Source organism: Kitasatospora mediocidica KCTC 9733, from assembly GCF_000744225.1.
Lineage (GTDB): Bacteria > Actinomycetota > Actinomycetes > Streptomycetales > Streptomycetaceae > Kitasatospora > Kitasatospora mediocidica.
On sequence record NZ_JQLN01000004.1, the window covers coordinates 1137068 to 1151001 of the forward strand.

The 13934-nt window shown below is 69.3% G+C and carries 33 protein-coding genes; 13 read left to right on the top strand and 20 right to left on the bottom strand.

What is annotated here, in order from left to right:
- Nucleotides 1–30 precede the first annotated feature (30 nt).
- The 12 genes from BS80_RS12270 to BS80_RS12330 all read left to right on the top strand — a co-directional run bounded on the left by BS80_RS12270 (nt 31) and on the right by BS80_RS12330 (nt 5950).
- On the top strand, nt 31–471 hold the full coding sequence (locus BS80_RS12270; RefSeq protein WP_035796393.1) for a hypothetical protein: 441 nt from the start codon (nt 31–33) through the stop codon (nt 469–471).
- Entirely contained in the window at nt 468–773 is a 306-nt protein-coding gene (locus BS80_RS12275) for an OB-fold nucleic acid binding domain-containing protein (protein WP_157536180.1), read from the top strand. Before BS80_RS12270 ends, BS80_RS12275 begins: the two co-directional genes overlap by 4 nt.
- Nucleotides 766–1386: a hypothetical protein gene (locus BS80_RS12280; protein WP_035796397.1), complete on the top strand. Its 621-nt coding sequence runs from the start codon at nt 766–768 to the stop codon at nt 1384–1386. The genes BS80_RS12275 and BS80_RS12280 overlap by 8 nt, the downstream gene beginning before the upstream one ends.
- Nucleotides 1383–1571, top strand: coding sequence for a hypothetical protein (locus BS80_RS12285; RefSeq protein WP_035796399.1), 189 nt, complete (start codon nt 1383–1385; stop codon nt 1569–1571). The genes BS80_RS12280 and BS80_RS12285 overlap by 4 nt, the downstream gene beginning before the upstream one ends.
- A 349-nt stretch (nt 1572–1920) precedes the next feature.
- Nucleotides 1921–2631: a hypothetical protein gene (locus BS80_RS12290; RefSeq protein ID WP_035796400.1), complete on the top strand. Its 711-nt coding sequence runs from the start codon at nt 1921–1923 to the stop codon at nt 2629–2631.
- A complete protein-coding gene (locus BS80_RS12295) occupies nt 2628–2876 on the top strand; it encodes a hypothetical protein (RefSeq protein WP_035796402.1) in 249 nt (82 codons plus the stop codon). Before BS80_RS12290 ends, BS80_RS12295 begins: the two co-directional genes overlap by 4 nt.
- Nucleotides 2873–3085: a hypothetical protein gene (locus BS80_RS12300; protein WP_035796404.1), complete on the top strand. Its 213-nt coding sequence runs from the start codon at nt 2873–2875 to the stop codon at nt 3083–3085. The genes BS80_RS12295 and BS80_RS12300 overlap by 4 nt, the downstream gene beginning before the upstream one ends.
- A gap of 349 nt (nt 3086–3434) precedes the next feature.
- A complete protein-coding gene (locus BS80_RS12310; protein ID WP_035796407.1) occupies nt 3435–3950 on the top strand; it encodes a C40 family peptidase in 516 nt (171 codons plus the stop codon).
- 316 nt (nt 3951–4266) lie between these two features.
- Complete coding sequence (locus tag BS80_RS12315; protein WP_035796408.1) at nt 4267–4587, top strand: hypothetical protein; 321 nt, start codon at nt 4267–4269, stop codon at nt 4585–4587.
- On the top strand, nt 4584–4853 hold the full coding sequence (locus BS80_RS12320; RefSeq protein ID WP_035796409.1) for a hypothetical protein: 270 nt from the start codon (nt 4584–4586) through the stop codon (nt 4851–4853). The genes BS80_RS12315 and BS80_RS12320 overlap by 4 nt, the downstream gene beginning before the upstream one ends.
- Nucleotides 4854–5262: 409 nt before the next feature.
- Nucleotides 5263–5703 carry a DUF6221 family protein gene (locus BS80_RS12325; protein ID WP_035796410.1) on the top strand — a complete coding sequence of 147 codons (441 nt, stop codon included), beginning with the start codon at nt 5263–5265 and terminating at the stop codon, nt 5701–5703.
- Nucleotides 5672–5950: a hypothetical protein gene (locus tag BS80_RS12330; protein WP_198045497.1), complete on the top strand. Its 279-nt coding sequence runs from the start codon at nt 5672–5674 to the stop codon at nt 5948–5950. Before BS80_RS12325 ends, BS80_RS12330 begins: the two co-directional genes overlap by 32 nt.
- A gap of 204 nt (nt 5951–6154) precedes the next feature.
- On the opposite strand, the gene BS80_RS12335 is transcribed toward BS80_RS12330, so the two are convergent.
- The 20 genes from BS80_RS12335 to BS80_RS12420 all read right to left on the bottom strand — a co-directional run bounded on the left by BS80_RS12335 (nt 6155) and on the right by BS80_RS12420 (nt 13610).
- Nucleotides 6155–6349, bottom strand: coding sequence for a hypothetical protein (locus BS80_RS12335; RefSeq protein WP_035796414.1), 195 nt, complete (start codon nt 6347–6349; stop codon nt 6155–6157).
- A complete protein-coding gene (locus BS80_RS12340; protein ID WP_157536182.1) occupies nt 6346–7017 on the bottom strand; it encodes a hypothetical protein in 672 nt (223 codons plus the stop codon). The genes BS80_RS12335 and BS80_RS12340 overlap by 4 nt, the downstream gene beginning before the upstream one ends.
- On the bottom strand, nt 7014–7421 hold the full coding sequence (locus BS80_RS12345; RefSeq protein ID WP_035796417.1) for a hypothetical protein: 408 nt from the start codon (nt 7419–7421) through the stop codon (nt 7014–7016). The genes BS80_RS12340 and BS80_RS12345 overlap by 4 nt, the downstream gene beginning before the upstream one ends.
- Complete coding sequence (locus tag BS80_RS12350; RefSeq protein ID WP_035796418.1) at nt 7418–7615, bottom strand: hypothetical protein; 198 nt, start codon at nt 7613–7615, stop codon at nt 7418–7420. The genes BS80_RS12345 and BS80_RS12350 overlap by 4 nt, the downstream gene beginning before the upstream one ends.
- The gene (locus BS80_RS41825) at nt 7612–8256 is read right to left on the bottom strand and encodes a hypothetical protein (protein ID WP_035796419.1); all 645 of its coding nucleotides are present in this window, start codon (nt 8254–8256) and stop codon (nt 7612–7614) included. The genes BS80_RS12350 and BS80_RS41825 overlap by 4 nt, the downstream gene beginning before the upstream one ends.
- Nucleotides 8253–8456, bottom strand: a complete 204-nt coding sequence (locus BS80_RS12360; RefSeq protein ID WP_035796421.1) for a hypothetical protein — start codon at nt 8454–8456, stop codon at nt 8253–8255. Before BS80_RS12360 ends, BS80_RS41825 begins: the two co-directional genes overlap by 4 nt.
- On the bottom strand, nt 8456–8842 hold the full coding sequence (locus tag BS80_RS12365; RefSeq protein ID WP_035796423.1) for a hypothetical protein: 387 nt from the start codon (nt 8840–8842) through the stop codon (nt 8456–8458). The genes BS80_RS12360 and BS80_RS12365 overlap by 1 nt, the downstream gene beginning before the upstream one ends.
- Complete coding sequence (locus BS80_RS12370) at nt 8839–9075, bottom strand: hypothetical protein (protein WP_035796424.1); 237 nt, start codon at nt 9073–9075, stop codon at nt 8839–8841. The genes BS80_RS12365 and BS80_RS12370 overlap by 4 nt, the downstream gene beginning before the upstream one ends.
- A complete protein-coding gene (locus tag BS80_RS40690; RefSeq protein ID WP_157536184.1) occupies nt 9072–9221 on the bottom strand; it encodes a hypothetical protein in 150 nt (49 codons plus the stop codon). Before BS80_RS40690 ends, BS80_RS12370 begins: the two co-directional genes overlap by 4 nt.
- Nucleotides 9218–10012 (bottom strand): tRNA(His) guanylyltransferase Thg1 family protein, encoded by a 795-nt coding sequence (locus BS80_RS12375; protein WP_051966505.1) that lies wholly within the window; start codon nt 10010–10012, stop codon nt 9218–9220. Before BS80_RS12375 ends, BS80_RS40690 begins: the two co-directional genes overlap by 4 nt.
- 118 nt (nt 10013–10130) lie before the next feature.
- Nucleotides 10131–10334, bottom strand: a complete 204-nt coding sequence (locus BS80_RS12380) for a hypothetical protein (protein ID WP_035796425.1) — start codon at nt 10332–10334, stop codon at nt 10131–10133.
- Complete coding sequence (locus tag BS80_RS12385; protein ID WP_035796426.1) at nt 10331–10567, bottom strand: hypothetical protein; 237 nt, start codon at nt 10565–10567, stop codon at nt 10331–10333. Before BS80_RS12385 ends, BS80_RS12380 begins: the two co-directional genes overlap by 4 nt.
- 10 nt (nt 10568–10577) lie before the next feature.
- Complete coding sequence (locus BS80_RS12390) at nt 10578–10766, bottom strand: hypothetical protein (RefSeq protein WP_035796427.1); 189 nt, start codon at nt 10764–10766, stop codon at nt 10578–10580.
- Between the two features lie 51 nt (nt 10767–10817).
- The gene (locus BS80_RS12395; RefSeq protein WP_035796428.1) at nt 10818–11339 is read right to left on the bottom strand and encodes a DUF6205 family protein; all 522 of its coding nucleotides are present in this window, start codon (nt 11337–11339) and stop codon (nt 10818–10820) included.
- Nucleotides 11340–11362: 23 nt separating this feature from the next.
- Entirely contained in the window at nt 11363–11659 is a 297-nt protein-coding gene (locus BS80_RS12400; protein ID WP_035796429.1) for a hypothetical protein, read from the bottom strand.
- A 71-nt stretch (nt 11660–11730) separates the two neighbouring features.
- Entirely contained in the window at nt 11731–11904 is a 174-nt protein-coding gene (locus tag BS80_RS40695) for a hypothetical protein (protein WP_157536186.1), read from the bottom strand.
- Between the two features lie 63 nt (nt 11905–11967).
- On the bottom strand, nt 11968–12258 hold the full coding sequence (locus tag BS80_RS12405; protein ID WP_035796431.1) for a hypothetical protein: 291 nt from the start codon (nt 12256–12258) through the stop codon (nt 11968–11970).
- Nucleotides 12255–12482: a hypothetical protein gene (locus BS80_RS12410; protein ID WP_035796432.1), complete on the bottom strand. Its 228-nt coding sequence runs from the start codon at nt 12480–12482 to the stop codon at nt 12255–12257. Before BS80_RS12410 ends, BS80_RS12405 begins: the two co-directional genes overlap by 4 nt.
- A 1-nt stretch (nt 12483) precedes the next feature.
- Nucleotides 12484–12828 carry a hypothetical protein gene (locus BS80_RS12415; RefSeq protein ID WP_035796433.1) on the bottom strand — a complete coding sequence of 115 codons (345 nt, stop codon included), beginning with the start codon at nt 12826–12828 and terminating at the stop codon, nt 12484–12486.
- Nucleotides 12828–13610, bottom strand: coding sequence for a hypothetical protein (locus tag BS80_RS12420; RefSeq protein ID WP_035796435.1), 783 nt, complete (start codon nt 13608–13610; stop codon nt 12828–12830). Before BS80_RS12420 ends, BS80_RS12415 begins: the two co-directional genes overlap by 1 nt.
- Before the next feature lie 127 nt (nt 13611–13737).
- Here BS80_RS12420 and BS80_RS12425 point away from each other — a divergent pair, with 127 nt between their 5' ends.
- Nucleotides 13738–13929 (top strand): hypothetical protein, encoded by a 192-nt coding sequence (locus BS80_RS12425; protein ID WP_035796437.1) that lies wholly within the window; start codon nt 13738–13740, stop codon nt 13927–13929.
- Nucleotides 13930–13934 lie beyond the last annotated feature (5 nt).

Here is a 13934-nt window from a genome sequence, read left to right on the forward strand (position 1 = left end):
CGCGGCGGCCCACCACCCGAGGAGCACCAGATGCCCGACCAGACCCCCGCCGAACAGCTCACCGCCGCCGCGGCACGTGTCCGCGAGTTCGCCGCCATCGCTACACCAGGCCCGTGGCGACCGCACGACACCCACCTCGGCGAGTACGGGCACACCGCAACCGTCCTGACCGACCGAGAGGAGCTCAACGCGACAGAGCTGGTCGCGTGGCTGCCCACGATGGGCCACAAGCCCTGGAACGAAGATCGCAACGTGTGGGCCAACAGCGCCTGGATGGCCCTGATGCACCCCGCCGTCGGTGCGGCGCTCGCCGACTGGCTGGACGACGAGGCTCGCGCCCACGAGGCGGCTGAACAGGCTGCCGCCAACGTCTTCCACGACGACCCGGGGAACCGGGCCGCGTGGATTGCAGCGCAGACCAACGAGTCCGCCCTCGCGGTGGCCCGTCAGCTCCTCGGCGGTGCGTCATGACGCCCGTCGGTGTGTTGCTCGGCTCTGGCCGGGTTGAGGGTGAGGTGCTGGTGTCCGGCGCGGTCACCACAGCTGTGCTGCGTACGAGCGGTGCCGGTCACGACTGGGCTGTGGTCACGCTCGATGACGGGACGGGGGTGATCGACGTGCATGTGTTCCCGAGGGTCTGGCGCGACCATGCCTGCCCGGTTCGGCTCGGTGCGCGGCTGACGGTCAACGGCCGGCTGGACGCTACGCCGGACGGGCTGACGATCCTCGCCATGAATGTGACGCCCGCGGAGGAAGGAACCGATCGTGGTTGAGAGACCTGATGTCAGCAGGGACGCGTTGGAGCAGATCGTCAGGTTGTGCGCCGAGGTGGACGAGGCCCGCGCCTGGGCGCGGCACGGCTACGAGATCGGGCAGCGCCACTGCGGCTGGACCGACCACGGCGTCGCCCCGGCGTGGCTCACCGACGGCTGGCCGCCGCACATCGACGACTGCCAGCATTCGGCCGCGCTCGGGCAGGCCGAGGCGCAGCGGTCGGAGGCTGCGCAGCTCAGTCACCAGTACCGCAGTGCCGCCGAGCGAGCCGAGGCCCGAATCGCTGCGGCTCTGGCAGTGGTGGACCGGTTCGACGAGTACCTGTTCCGCCGGGACGCGGTGGCGGATCTGCGGGACGCCCTGAACGGGACGGGCAACTCCCAATCTGCTACTACTTCATCCCAAATTAGTAGCAAGCATGGCTGTCCGGACCCGATCGAATGCGACCACGAGGCCGCGCTCGGGCAGGCCGAAGCCAGGGTCGCCGCTGTTCGAGCGCTGCACGGCCGCGATGACAGCAACCCGCTCGGGCCGTGGTGCGACATCTGCCTCTGCAAGTGGCCGTGTCGGACGACAGTCGCGCTCGGCGAGCTGTCTGGCGGTGCGTCGTGACAACGAGCCGCCGGTTCGAGGGCGAGCGCTTCGCCGAGTTCGACGATGACGAGCCGGGGGAGCCGGACTTGTTGTTGCCGCCGGGCCATCACCTGGTAGTACTCCGGCGCGGCGTGTGCCGGATCGCGGTGGATGTCCTGGACATCGGCGAGTATGAGCCCGACGTTCCGCTTACAGCGACCTGATCGCCGTCTGGTGCACAATGGCCCCAAGCGAAAAGCGCCAACCCTGCCGGGGGTTGGCGCTTCACGAGGTGATCTGGTGTCGAATCTCTCCCAGAGTACCCCTCGACTCGCTGGAGCGCGCATGCCGCACGACCTGACTGACGACGAGCTGCTCGCTGCGGCGCTCGGTGTGACGCCCACCCAACTCCGTGAACTCCCGGACTTCGTGCTGGCCTTCGCCCGCGAGCTGCTCGCTACCTGACACAACGAAGCGGGACGCCCTCGCCAGGACGTCCCGCTCACCGACTAGCGCGCGCCACGCTGCTCACCCGGTTCGAACCCGACGGTACTCCGATCGCAGGAGACACGCATGTTCGACACCGCCGACCCCACCGACGACATACCCCGCTGCTCCTGCTGCCCGCGTGAACTGCACGGCCCGGACTACGGCCGGCTGGCGTGCTGGCGTTGCGAGGACCGCCTGTACGGCCAGCTCAACACCGTGGCCACCCTGTGGGCGCAGCTCCCCGACGCCACCTACCGGCCCGTGCTCGAACGTGAACCCGGCCGTTCCATGTCCGTTCACCCGGGGATGCCCGGCAACGCGACGATCATCAACCTGACGGCGGGCGGTGACGACACCCCGCTCGGCCGGCTGCGGACGGTGGAGGACGACTGGCGGCGGGCGCGGGGCTTCACGGTGCAGACGTGGCGGCCGACCGCGGACGTGATGGCCGGCGTGCTGCGGTTCCTGCGGGTGCAGTTGCCGTGGGCGTGCGCGCAGCACAAGAACCCCCGCCTCGTCGACGGTGAGCCGCTGCTCCCCGACGTGCTGCTGCTGTCCGAAGCGCTCCACCGCACCGTCGCCGACCTCCAGGCCGCGGTCACCGGTGAACCCCGCGCCCGCACCATCCCCGTCCGCTGCCTCGCCGAATGGGACGACGGCGTCCGATGTGGCGCGGAGATGCGCGTCGGCGCCAACACCCTGCGAACCATCTGCCCGGGCTGCTCAGCGGTCTGGACGAGGGACGCGTTCATCCGGCTTGCCGAGTCGGCCAACCAGTTCGGAGCTGCAGCGTGATCGAGACCGCCATTGAGGCCGTACTCGCCGAACCCATTACCCATTGGCCGTGCAGCTGGGAGGACTGCCCCAAGCCTGCCGTGGCAGCTGCCCGCTTCCACGATCAGGTCGGCCACGTCCACGACTGCTCGCAGCACATCGCTTGGCTGAGGGAATGGAGTGACGTTGCCGAGATCGTCCCGCTGCCCTGTCCGTTCGCGCACGGTGACGTCACATGGGTCGACCAGCCGAAGGAGCTGACATGACGGGTTTTCAGCAGACGGCGGTGTGGCTGTTCGTCACGTTCTGCGGATCAGTGACGGTGCGCACGGTCGTGAAGGCGTGGGCCGGCGCGCGGGTTGATGTGGCCCGTGAGCATGCCCGCGTGTATCTCGAAGCGAACCGTGCCGTGATCGACGCCCAGCACGGGCCGCAGTTCGTACCGCCTGCGTGGACGACGGACGGTGAGGCATGAGCGGCGAGCACTTCTACGTCTCGACCGGATGTCTCCACGGGGACCTGGTCCTGCCGGACGGGCGGGACGGGCATGGCTACTGCCAGTCGGATACGGGTGCGGTGGGGACGAAGACGCCCGCGCGTTGCAAGTTCTGCCCTGCCCCGTGCCGGTGCCCCTGTCATGAGGGCGTGGACATGGCTGGCACCGCGGCGCCGGAGTTTCGGGAGGACGTCAACGGCGTGTGGTCGTGGCAGTGCAACGGCGGCCCGGGGTGTGTCGGGTGGTACCGGTTCGGCTGGGCCTCCCAGGAGGCGGCTCGCGCTGAGTGGGACGAGCACGTGAAGCGTGACCACAAGGAGGCAGCGCGGTGACCGTTCATGAGGTTCCGCAGCCGGGCGATATCGGCCTGACCAGCATTGTTGGCGCGGTCGGCTGGGGCATACGCCTCGGTGAGTTCCTGCTCGGCGACGGGGTGACGCCGTACGAGCACGCGTTCATCGTCCTCGACGACAACACGCTGTTGGAGGCTGAGCCGGGTGGTGCGCGGATCGCCGGCCTGGACGAGTACGCGGGCCGGCACGTCGAGTACGTTTCGCCCGAGCTCAGCACGGAGCAGCGGTACGCGATCTGCGCGGCGGCTCGCAACCTGATCAACACCCCGTATTCGGCTGCGGACTACTTCGCGATCGCCGCGCACCGGTTCCACATCCCGGCGCCCGGGTTGCGCCGCTACATCTCGGACCGGGGCCACATGATCTGCTCCCAGCTTGTCGATCAGTGCTACCAGGACGCGGGCGTGCAGCTGTTCAACGACGGTCGGTGGCCAGGATTTGTGACCCCGGCCGACCTGGCGCTGCTGCTCGGACGGGAGGGGCAGCGGTGAGCAGTTTCCCTGTGGTCCTGCTGCGGGCGCTCGCCTCGCCGGCTTGGAAGGCAGCGGAGGACTTCAAGGCTGGGATGCAGCGGCTCGTGTCCGAGCCGGGACCGTCCGCTGAGAAGGTAGCGGCTGCGCGTGCCGGTATCGAGGCGCTCGCTGCTGGTGCCGCCCGCTGTCCGTGCGGTCATCGCCTGGACTCTGATCGGGCGTGTCTGAACGGCCGTATCTACGGCCCGTGCGGCACCTCTGGCTGCGACGGTCCGTGCACCGACACGTACGGGTACTGCAACGCCGATGTCTGCGCGTGCCCCGAGGAGGACGAATGAGCGGCGAGTTCGACGGGATCGGCGGCCTGCTGGCCGGCTCGGAAGCCGAGCGGTCGCCGGAGCAGTGGGCCCAGCAGTTGGAGGCCGAGGTGATGCGGGACTACGACGAGTGGATGGCTGGGGAGCGGCTTGCTGCCGCCGAGGAGCGGGCCCGGGAGACGCGCTTGTACTGGTCGGGGCGTCCGGATCCGATCACGCGTCAGATCTTGCGGGCGTACGGGTTGAGGGCGGCGGACGTCGGCTTGGTGCAGCGGTCGGCGTTCTCGTCGGGGTACAGGCGCCGGCAGCGGGCCCGGGTCAAGCGGAGGCGACGGTGAACGGGCGCTGGTCGGCGCCGTGGCTGGACAGCCGGCTGGATGCGGTCAGGGCGGACCCCGTGACGGCGTTCGCCATGGCGCTCGCTGAACGGATCCAGGTGGTGGACCTGCTGGTGGAGGAGGCGTTCTTGTACGGCGTGACGAGCCGTCGACAGCAGCTGCGGGATGAGGGTTGGTCGGGTTGGCTGTTGGATCTGGACGCGCCGGTGCGGGTGGCGCCGGCCGGGGTGCGGGCGCCGAAGGGCGAGAAGCGGAGGCGGCGGTGAGCGAGCGGCCGGTGGTGTTTGTAGCGTGCCCTGGCCAGCCGGCGTGCCCGGATCGGCTGTTCAAGGTCGCTGGCCATCGGCACTTCAGCCGGGCCGTTGTTCGGGTTCGCCGGGTGGTGTCGTGCTGCTGGGAGGTGTGGTGTCCGTGCTGCCTGTCGGCCCCGGTGGTGGCGCAGGCGTCGTCGTGGGAGCGGGCGATGCTGCGCGCCGGCAAGCACGTGGCGGAGGTCCACGGTGACGGGCGGCCGGCGGCACTCGGCGAGCCGTTGCCGGCCGACTTCGCGCATCTGCCGTGCGGCGGCTGGTGCCTCGGGGACTGCCCGGGCTGCTGCGCGTGCGGGACAGTGCGCTGTTCAGGGTGCGCTCCGGGCCGTGAGATGGGGGAGTTTGTGTGAGTAAGCATCCGGCAGTGCAGTTCCTGACGGCGGCTCTGGCGCGCGCCGAGGAGACCGCGAAGCCGGCGACGCCGGGGCCGTGGGGGGTTCGGCCTCCAAGCGATCACGGCGATGGCTGGGAGGTTTGTGGCCGCGGCCCAGGCCACAATGGGAGCAGGTGGGTCGTTGGGGCGGAGTCGGGTGGCGGTGTCTACGACGAGGCCGATGCGCGGCACATCGCCCTGCACGATCCGGGGGCGGTGCTGCGCCGTGTCGCCGCGGACCGGCAGATCCTCGCCGAGCACCAGCCAGTCAAGGCCGTGGGTTACGACGGCTACGGGGTTGCGGTGATCGACACATGCATTCTTTGCGGCTCGCAGTACGCGCCCTACCCGTGCCGGACGGTGCTGCTGCTCGCGCAGGCCTGGGGCTGGGAGGCCTCGCATGCTGTCAGCCCGCAGCCCGAAATTGAATGACCCGATCGGGCTCTGGCCGGGATTTTCCGCATCGGGCAGCGTGGTCGCCATGACGACCTTCCAGCCGCTCACCGCGGCGCACCTGCCCAACTTCTTCGACGCGGCCGGCCAGCCGCTCGGCTCGTCCAGCAAGTGTCCGGCCTGCAACCGAACGATCCGGTTCGACCTGAAGCTGTCGAACGGGAAGACGATGCGCTTCGCGGGGACGTGCGGTCACGCGTTCGAGGTGCCGACGCCGAGCAAGTAGCCGGGCAGCACGAGGCCCCTGCCGCGTTGCGTGCGACAGGGGCCAGGGCTCACATCCTCCGGGGGCGTCAGCCACCTTGCGGCGGGAGGGTCCGACAGCGGACCAGGCCTTGTCCCGGCAGACTGCGCCGCCCGGCTATGCCGGCGTCCCGGGTGCCACGGTTTCCCGGTGGCAGACGAGCGGCGCAGCACCAGGGTACGCCGGTCACATGACATCGGGTTCGCACGCCAGCAGCTCATGCCCACGCTGCCGGTACCAGGCGTCGACGGCCCCCTGGACGGTCTCGCGTAGTTCCTCGCTGACGTCGTCGGCGTACATGGGCTCGCCGCCCTTGAGTGGCAGGTGTTCGGGCTTGTCGACGGTGAACGCGACCTCGATGTGCCGCCGCTCCCGGCTCACGGTTGCCCGCCCGGGTTGTTCGCGGTGTTGCTGCTGGTCGGCGGGTTGTTCGGCATTGTTCGCGGGCCGGCGAAGACCTGGGCGCCGCATGCGCACCACAGGGACAGGTCGCCGACCCTGGCCCCGAGTTGCTTCGAGTCGAGGTGGTAGCAGGGTTCGCGGCTCACGTGCTGTTCGAAGAGGCCGCCGCAGGTGCTGCCGGCGGGTCCGTCCTGGCAGCGCTGCCCGAAGGTCGGGGTGCCGACGTAGTTGTGGCCGTCGATCCGAGCGTTGTTCAGGTCGACCGGGGGTTCGCCTGAATGGCCGCCGCGACGTTCAGGTCCACTGCCGAGGACGCGCCGGAGGTCACCCCCGATGCCGTCCATGGCCTGCCGGAATCCGAGGCTGGCGTGGGCGTTCGCGAACCAGCGGGTCCACATGGCCTCGACGCCAGTACGGAGGCGGTCCCGTTCGGCTTCAGCCCTCCGGAGTCGCGCGTATGCCTTGAGCGTCTCCTCGTTGCCTTCCTCGATGTGCTGTTCGGCGATGGCCAGGTCGTCAACGATCGGCTGCACCACGGTCATGACCGCTGCCAGCGTCTCGGGGGCAACCGAATCCGGGTCGGCCTGGGAATACCAAAGGCCATGGCTGATAGCAGCAGCGATGCGGGCCTTCAGGTCTTCGGTCACCGCTGCTCCTCGGCCAGGAAGTCGTGCACGCCGCGGTCGATCGTGCAGCGGCTGCAGTAGTCGGCGCGGATCGCCGCGTCGTGGGTGTGCTCGTGGCGTTCGTGGCCGCAGGTCCGGCACGTCTCGTGCTGGCGCAGTTCGGCGGCGAGCCGGTCGCGTTCGGCCTTGATGCGCGTGATGGCCTGGACCCAGTCGAGCAGCCCGTGTGTCTCCAGGTGTGCCTTCACGATCACGTCAACGGCCTGCAGGGCGCCCGCTGCGGCCCCGAACGCGATCGGGTCGACACCCGCCGGCGCCGGGATGTCAGCGATCGGGTACAGCCTGTCCGGGTCGGTGAAGTCGGGGGCGGCCTGGTCGTGGTGCCAGCCACAGTCGAGCGGGCAGAAGTAGCGGGTGACGGTCACTGCCGCTTCCCTTCGAGTTCGCTTGCGGTGTCCCGCAGCACGGTGATTGTGGCCAGCACGGACGGCAGGAGCGTCCCGTCTTCGAGGGCGGCTTCGAGCCGGTTCGCCAGGTAGATCAGCCGTCCGGCTGGGGCGCGCCGGCCGAGGTGCACGGCCCGGACGATCCCGGCTGCACGCTCTTCACTGGGGTTCACGGCTGCTCCCTCCGAGCTGCGGCGCGCTGCTCCGCGACCCACGTCTCGTACCGGCGGGTCTCCTCGGTGGCCAGGCGCTGCGCCTCGGCGATCGCTTCGTCGCGGGTCCAGCGGTAGATCACGCCGATGTGGAGGTTCCCGCGGTAGACCCACCCGTCACCGGTCCACACGTGGTCGCCGGGCTGGAGGTTCGGGTTGAGGATCAGCCAGCCATCTGGGAACCGGTCGGCCCAGTTGGCGGTGACCTTCTGGACGATCAGCGGCTCGGGCTGCAGCACCGGGCCGCTGTCGGAACGGTCGGGATCTGCGGCCTCGGGGCAGGGGATGCGGAACTCCGTGGCGAACAGGAGCTGTTGGAGCGCTTCGTGGCCGCGCTGGTTCTCGGCTCGGACCTTCGCCATGAAGTCGCGCGGGTCCGGTGGTGGTGGCGATGCTGCCATGAAGGCGTGCGCCCAGTCTTGCGTGTAGTCGCAGCCGTCGGCGGGGCAGTGCCAGCCGTTCTCGGTGGCGACGAGGACGCCCTCGTTGTTCGGGTGTTGGTCGCGTTGGCCGCACGTGAACGGGTGTATGCGGCCGGACTGCTGGTAGTCGTTGAGGTGGGTGACCTGCTCGGCGGTCCACGGGGTGGTGAAGGAGGTCATGTCTGGTCTCCGGTGATGGCCCTTGCGAGGGCGACGGTTTCGGGGCCGCCGACGCGGTGCAGCGGGTCGGGGTCGAGGCCGGCCATGCGGGCCCAGCGGGTGAGGATGGCGGCGATCAGCGGGTTGCAGGAGACGGGGAGCCCGGACGGGCGTTCGCCGAGCTCCTTGACGGCGGCGAGCAGCACCTCGGCGTCGGTCATCAGAATCGCCACCAGCCGTCGAACGACGCCGGGATCTCGGGGTAGTTGGCGAGCATCGGCAGCAGTAGGTCGAGGTGCTGGGCGATGACGTCGGGTTCCTGCGCGCGCCAGTACCGTTCGCCCGCGCCCCAGTACCGTTCGCCGTCCCACCGACCGAAGCAGGTGCCACCGTATCGACCGTCGTCGTGCCGACGTAGGAACTCAGCGGCGTCCGCCGGGGCGGGGTGCTGGATGTCCCACAGGTGGCCGATGCAGGCGACGGTGGCGCCGTTGCGCCGCCGGAACCAGACTGCGCCGAGAGTGACCATGTGCTCTGTGACGCGCAGACTGTTCAGGTCGACGGCGTACGGGCGGCGGGAGATCAGGAATCGGTCCTCGCGGATCATCCCCGCACCTCCGTCTCGCAGGTGTCGCAGAGCGGGTGGTCACCTGGTGTGGCGCCGTAGTTGCCGCAGCGCTCACATTCGGTGTTGGCGTGGGCGGACCTGACCTTGCGGGCGAGGCGGACGACGGTGGCGGCGAGTTCCTCCTCGTCGTGCTCGCGGAAGAGGTGGTCTTCGAGTTCGGCGTCGTCGTACAGGTCGTCGAGGTCGCATCCGGTTACGGGACAGGCGATCACAGGGTCTCCTGGGCGTGGAAGCGGTCAAGGTTGAGGGAGGGCAGCGCCGCGATCTCGGCGTCGGTGGTCGGCCGGGCCGGGATCTCGAAGCACCAGGTCGGGTCGTGGGCGGCGAGTTGCTGACCGCAGGTCTCACAGTTGGTCATGCCGCCGTCTCCTCGGTCTTGGTCAGGGTCGGCGGTGCGGGGATTGTCTGGGCGAGCCAGCCGCTGGGTTCGGTGGTGAAGTGCGGTGCGCCGGCGGTCTCCCACCAGGTGCGGACCGCAGTTGCCTGGACGGTCTGGCCGCTGCGCTTGTCGACGTACTCGACCTGGCGCTCGCCGACCTGCCGGACGGTGACCCGGCCGCGCTTGAACCCGTCGGGGTAGTCGTTCCAGTTGATGCCGTGCTCGGACCAGAGCATGTCCTGCATGCGGCCGGTGTTGACGCCGTGGAGTTGCCGGTGGGAGAAGCGGGCCTGCGCGGCCATGCTGATGCTGTTGCGGACGGCATCACGCTGGCGCCACAGAAAGTAGTTGGCGACCTCAACCGGGTCGGCGACGGTGAACACGCGGGCGTCGAACAGGGCGCGCTTCCCGGGCCGGCGGGCGTTCAGTTCGGCGGTGGCGAGTGCAGCGGCGATGCTGATCTGCTTGGCAGCGATCCCGCCGAACCACGGCTGCGTGTTGACGCTCCCGAAGTCGGTGTACAGGACGCTGATCTCGTCGGACTGGGTGTACGCCATGACGGCGCCAGTGATCTCGGCGCACAGAGCCTCGGCGACCGCATCCATGTCGGCGGCGAACTGGGCATCGAAGGGGCACTCGGCGCCGCGCAGGTAGGCGTGGAAGGAGCGTCCGTCGACCCGCAGGATGGAGAAGGTGCGGCGGGGCAGCATGCTGCGGTAGGCGGCTTCGTGCTGCTTCATCCTGTCGCCGAGCGCGGTCGAGTCGGTCATGAGGGTGCCTCTCGGGCTGGGTGGTATGCGTCGATTATCTCATTTGTGCCACTTGATCGCACCTGCCTTGCGGGCCCAATCAGCGCCGTGAGCAGGCAAGTTGGGCCCAGGCCAGGCGCTACGCGTCGCCTAGTCGGTAGCCGACGGCGAGTTCACCGGGCGTGATCCATGCGCGGAGCCGACCGGTCTCCACGTCGGTGATCCTCGCGGAGTTGTGGCGGACCTCGTCGTAGTCGGTCCAGTCGCCGACCGGGGTGAGGATGACGATCTGGGGCTGGCTGGGGTCGTTCGGCTGGTAGGTCTGGCCGGGCTCGACGCTCACAACTCCCCCTCTCGGCAGCCGATCTGGTGGTCGCCGTCGGTCCCGTCACACGTCGGGCACTCGGCGTTGCGCCGCTCGATGCGGTCAAGGCCGGCGCGCACCCCGTCGAGGATCGTGCTGGCGTTCGTGGTGTGCTGGCGCATGGCGTCCAAGTTGCCGCGGGCTTCGGCGATGGCAGCCTTGCTGGCGGCGATGTCGGCTCGGATTGCGGAGAGCGGGGTGGTGTCGGTCATCGTGCTGCCCCTACGAGTTGATGCGGCTGAGGATCTCGGCGACGCGGCCGTTGGCGTATGTGTCGTAGGTGACGCGCTCGTCGGGGGTGGCGTGCCACGGGTTGTAGTCCGGGTTCGCTTCCGTGAACTCGTTGTGGGCCTGGGCGTGCGCGTGGCAGCGGGCGTTGTAGGCGTCGTCTTCGGGGTGGCTGGCGTTCATGTGCTGCTCCTTCGGGTTGGGCCGGCCGCCGGGAAGACAGCCGGGGGCGGGTCAGGGGTTGAGGAGTTCGCGGAGCTCGTCGACGGCCTTCTCAGCGTTGGGCTCGTCGCTGATGATGAGCCGGGCCTGCCGGGTGATGTCGAGGAGGAGTTCCGCCTCACGCTTCCACGCGGCCAGGAGAACATCCTCCGGCTGCTCGTCGGGCCAGATGATGCGCGGCTCGACCCGCACGGCCTTGCCGTCACGGATCACGACCCGCCACAGGTCCGCGTTCTCCTCCCCCTCGCAGTCCAGCCGGCCAGACCACTCGTGTCCGGGGAAGTCGTCGACGGCCTTCTGGACCTGGGCCATGAGGTTCCGGCAGTTGTACTCGCTGATCTCCCGCATGACCAGGGCCGAGGCGGACTTGCGGACAAGCTGCCCGTCTTCGGTGTCGACCGCGGTCGCCTCGACGCGCAGGACCAGGTCGCTCGCGTCCCAGCGCGGGGAGGCGAACGGACTGTCCTTGATCTCGCGCCAGGACAGCGGCGGCGTGATCGTGAACTGGCCGCTGACTTTGGTTGTGTAGCCCATGGCTGGTCCTTCCGGCTGGGTGGTCAGGTGCGGGGCTGGATGTGCGAGATGGTGGCCGGCGGACGTTCGCGGTTTACGGGGATCGCGGGCGGCTGCTCGGCTCGGCGCTGCTCGGCCTGCTCCCGGATCACGTCCAGTTTCCGCCGGCCGCAGCAGTGACAGCTCAACAGTCCGGCGAAGAACTCCAGCTCCGGGTTGGCGGCGATGAGCCACGCCGGGTCGGAGCTGAAGCCGGGCCTCCATGTGGCGCCGCAGGTGCAGGTTCGGCCGGTTGGGCGGGGAGGAGTGGGGCGGGTGAAGCGGATGACGTTGTCGCCCATCGGGGCCTCCTCGGGTGGGTGGGCCCGGCCGCAGGTGACGGCCGGGCGGGGGTCAGCTGGTGGTTTCGGCGCTACTGCTCCAGGACGTATCCGGTGTGGAGGAGCCTGGTGGTGAGGCGGACGGCCCAGTTGCCGGTGGCGGCATCCACGACATCGACGCTGGTCGAGTTCACTGTGACGATGCGGATCCGCCGGTCGTCGCGGCGGTTGCGGGACCGGTAGACCTGGTTGGGCTCGGTGTGCATGATCTGCTCCTTGTTGGCGCTTCGGGGTTTGGGGTGGCTGCCGGGGCAGCCGGGCGGGGGCGGTCAGTTGAGCGGTCGAACCTGCGCGAACTCGATGCCGTAGCGCTCTGTGGCGTCCTGACATAGCTGGTTGAGGTGCTTCCCGCAGGAGTACTTGCCAGCCGCGTTCTCACCGGCGTCGATCTGCGCCTGGGTGGCGAACAGCACCTTCCACTTCGCGTAGTCGGAGCACAGGTACTTGCCGTGGGAGAAGCCGTCGCACTTCGGGAAGCGTTGCTGCGGCTCGTGGTCGGCGGTCTTCGGCATGTTGTCGGCCCCACGCAGCAGGGTGGTGAGGGCAGTGGTGTTGGTCATCGGGACTCCAGGTGGGCGAGGACTGCGCTGGTGGTGCGGATCGGTCGGGGTGCGCCGCTGGTCCAGCGGGCGTGGCCGTTGAGGCCGAATGCCACGGTGAACGCCTTCCGGCCGCGCTTGCGGTACTCGACGGTGTTCATCAGGTCGTCGCGGGAGTGGATGGTCCAGCCGTTGGCCTGGGCGTGCGTGGTGATCCGGCGCTCGTTCGGCGTGGGGTCGGCCATGTCAGACGTCCTCGGCTTCGGCAAGGTCCCAGCAGTGGTTGCAGATGTCGGAGCCGATCGGCCAGGTGCCGTCGTTCGGCCTGGCGCAGTCAGCGCAGCCAAGTCCCTCGCCGTCTTCGATGACGGGCGGCTTGGCGAGGATCTCGTTGTTCGCCTCGGCGATGGCCGCAGCGATGGTGCTGGCGCACCAGGTGCCGAAGTGCGGGCCGCCGTACAGGTACCAGCCGGTGTCGGGGCACCCGTCGCACGGGTTCTTACGGCGCTTCTCCAGCTCGTAGCTGGTTCCTTCGTGCGTGGCGTGGTAGCGGCCGTCGTCGGCTTTGCTGAAGTCGATGCGACTGGCCATCAGCTCTCGTCCCCGGCCGAGCAGTCCTCGCAGGTGTCGGCGGGCTGCTCCTCGTGGTCCCGGCAGATGGCCAGCACCTTGTACTCGCCGTCGGGGTCGTAGTCGTCGTCGGCGGGGTCGGTCAGGCGCGTGACGGCTTCGGCGGCGACCTCGTACCGGCAGTCTCCGGTGTAGGTGAAGCCCCCGGCGTACTCGTCCCAGAGGCCGTAGGTTACGCCGGACTCGCAGCGGGCGGGGACGGGGATCCGTTCGGCGTAGCCGCCGCGCAGGTCGGCCCTGCCGTGGTCGCAGGGGACGTGGGCACGGAGTCGCTCGATCTGCTCCCCGCATGCGGCGGTGGTCCGGTCGAGTTCGGCGCGCAGCTGGTCGAGGCGGTCGGTGGCGTCGGTCCGCTCCGGAACGGGCTCGCAGTTGGCGGCGAGCCACTGCAAGCCGCCCTCGACCTCGACGCGCAGCGGCTCGTTGGCCCAGCGGGACATCTTGACGACGGTGTGGATGGTGCCGTCGGCGACGACGATGCGCTGACCGGGCTTGAAGTCGGTAGTCACAAGGGCCTCCTGGGTCTCGGCCTGGGTGGAGCGGGCGTTGTTGGCGGCGACAAGGTCGATGTGCGGCTGGCCGCTGCCGGGGCAGTGCTCGTGGCCGCCGGTCCACTGGCCGTTCTCCCAGACCTCGCGCTTGTGCTTGCGGATCATGCCGTCGCGGAGGCGGATGAGCTGGCCGGTGCCGCAAGTCGCGCAGACCTCGATGTCGCCGTAGTACTTCCTGACCTTGACGTCCATGAGGTCCTCCATGCTGCTCGCGACGAGTTAATGTACCTACAGATTGCACCTATGCGAGGCCCTTGTCAAGCCCGTTCGCACAGGCGATGCTAGATTTATGCACCTACAGAAACTGGGAGTCCACAGAATGGCCAGGCCAGCCACCGGCGTCACGAAACTGCGGAACATCCGGGTCCCCGACGGCCTCTGGGGCGCCGCCAAGGAGAAGGCCGCGAGCGAGGGCCGAACCCTGACCGACGTGATCCTCGCCGCGCTACAGCGCTACGTCTCCACGCCGGCCAAGGCCCCACCCGGCCCCGCCGAACCCGACGGCCCCTGACCCTT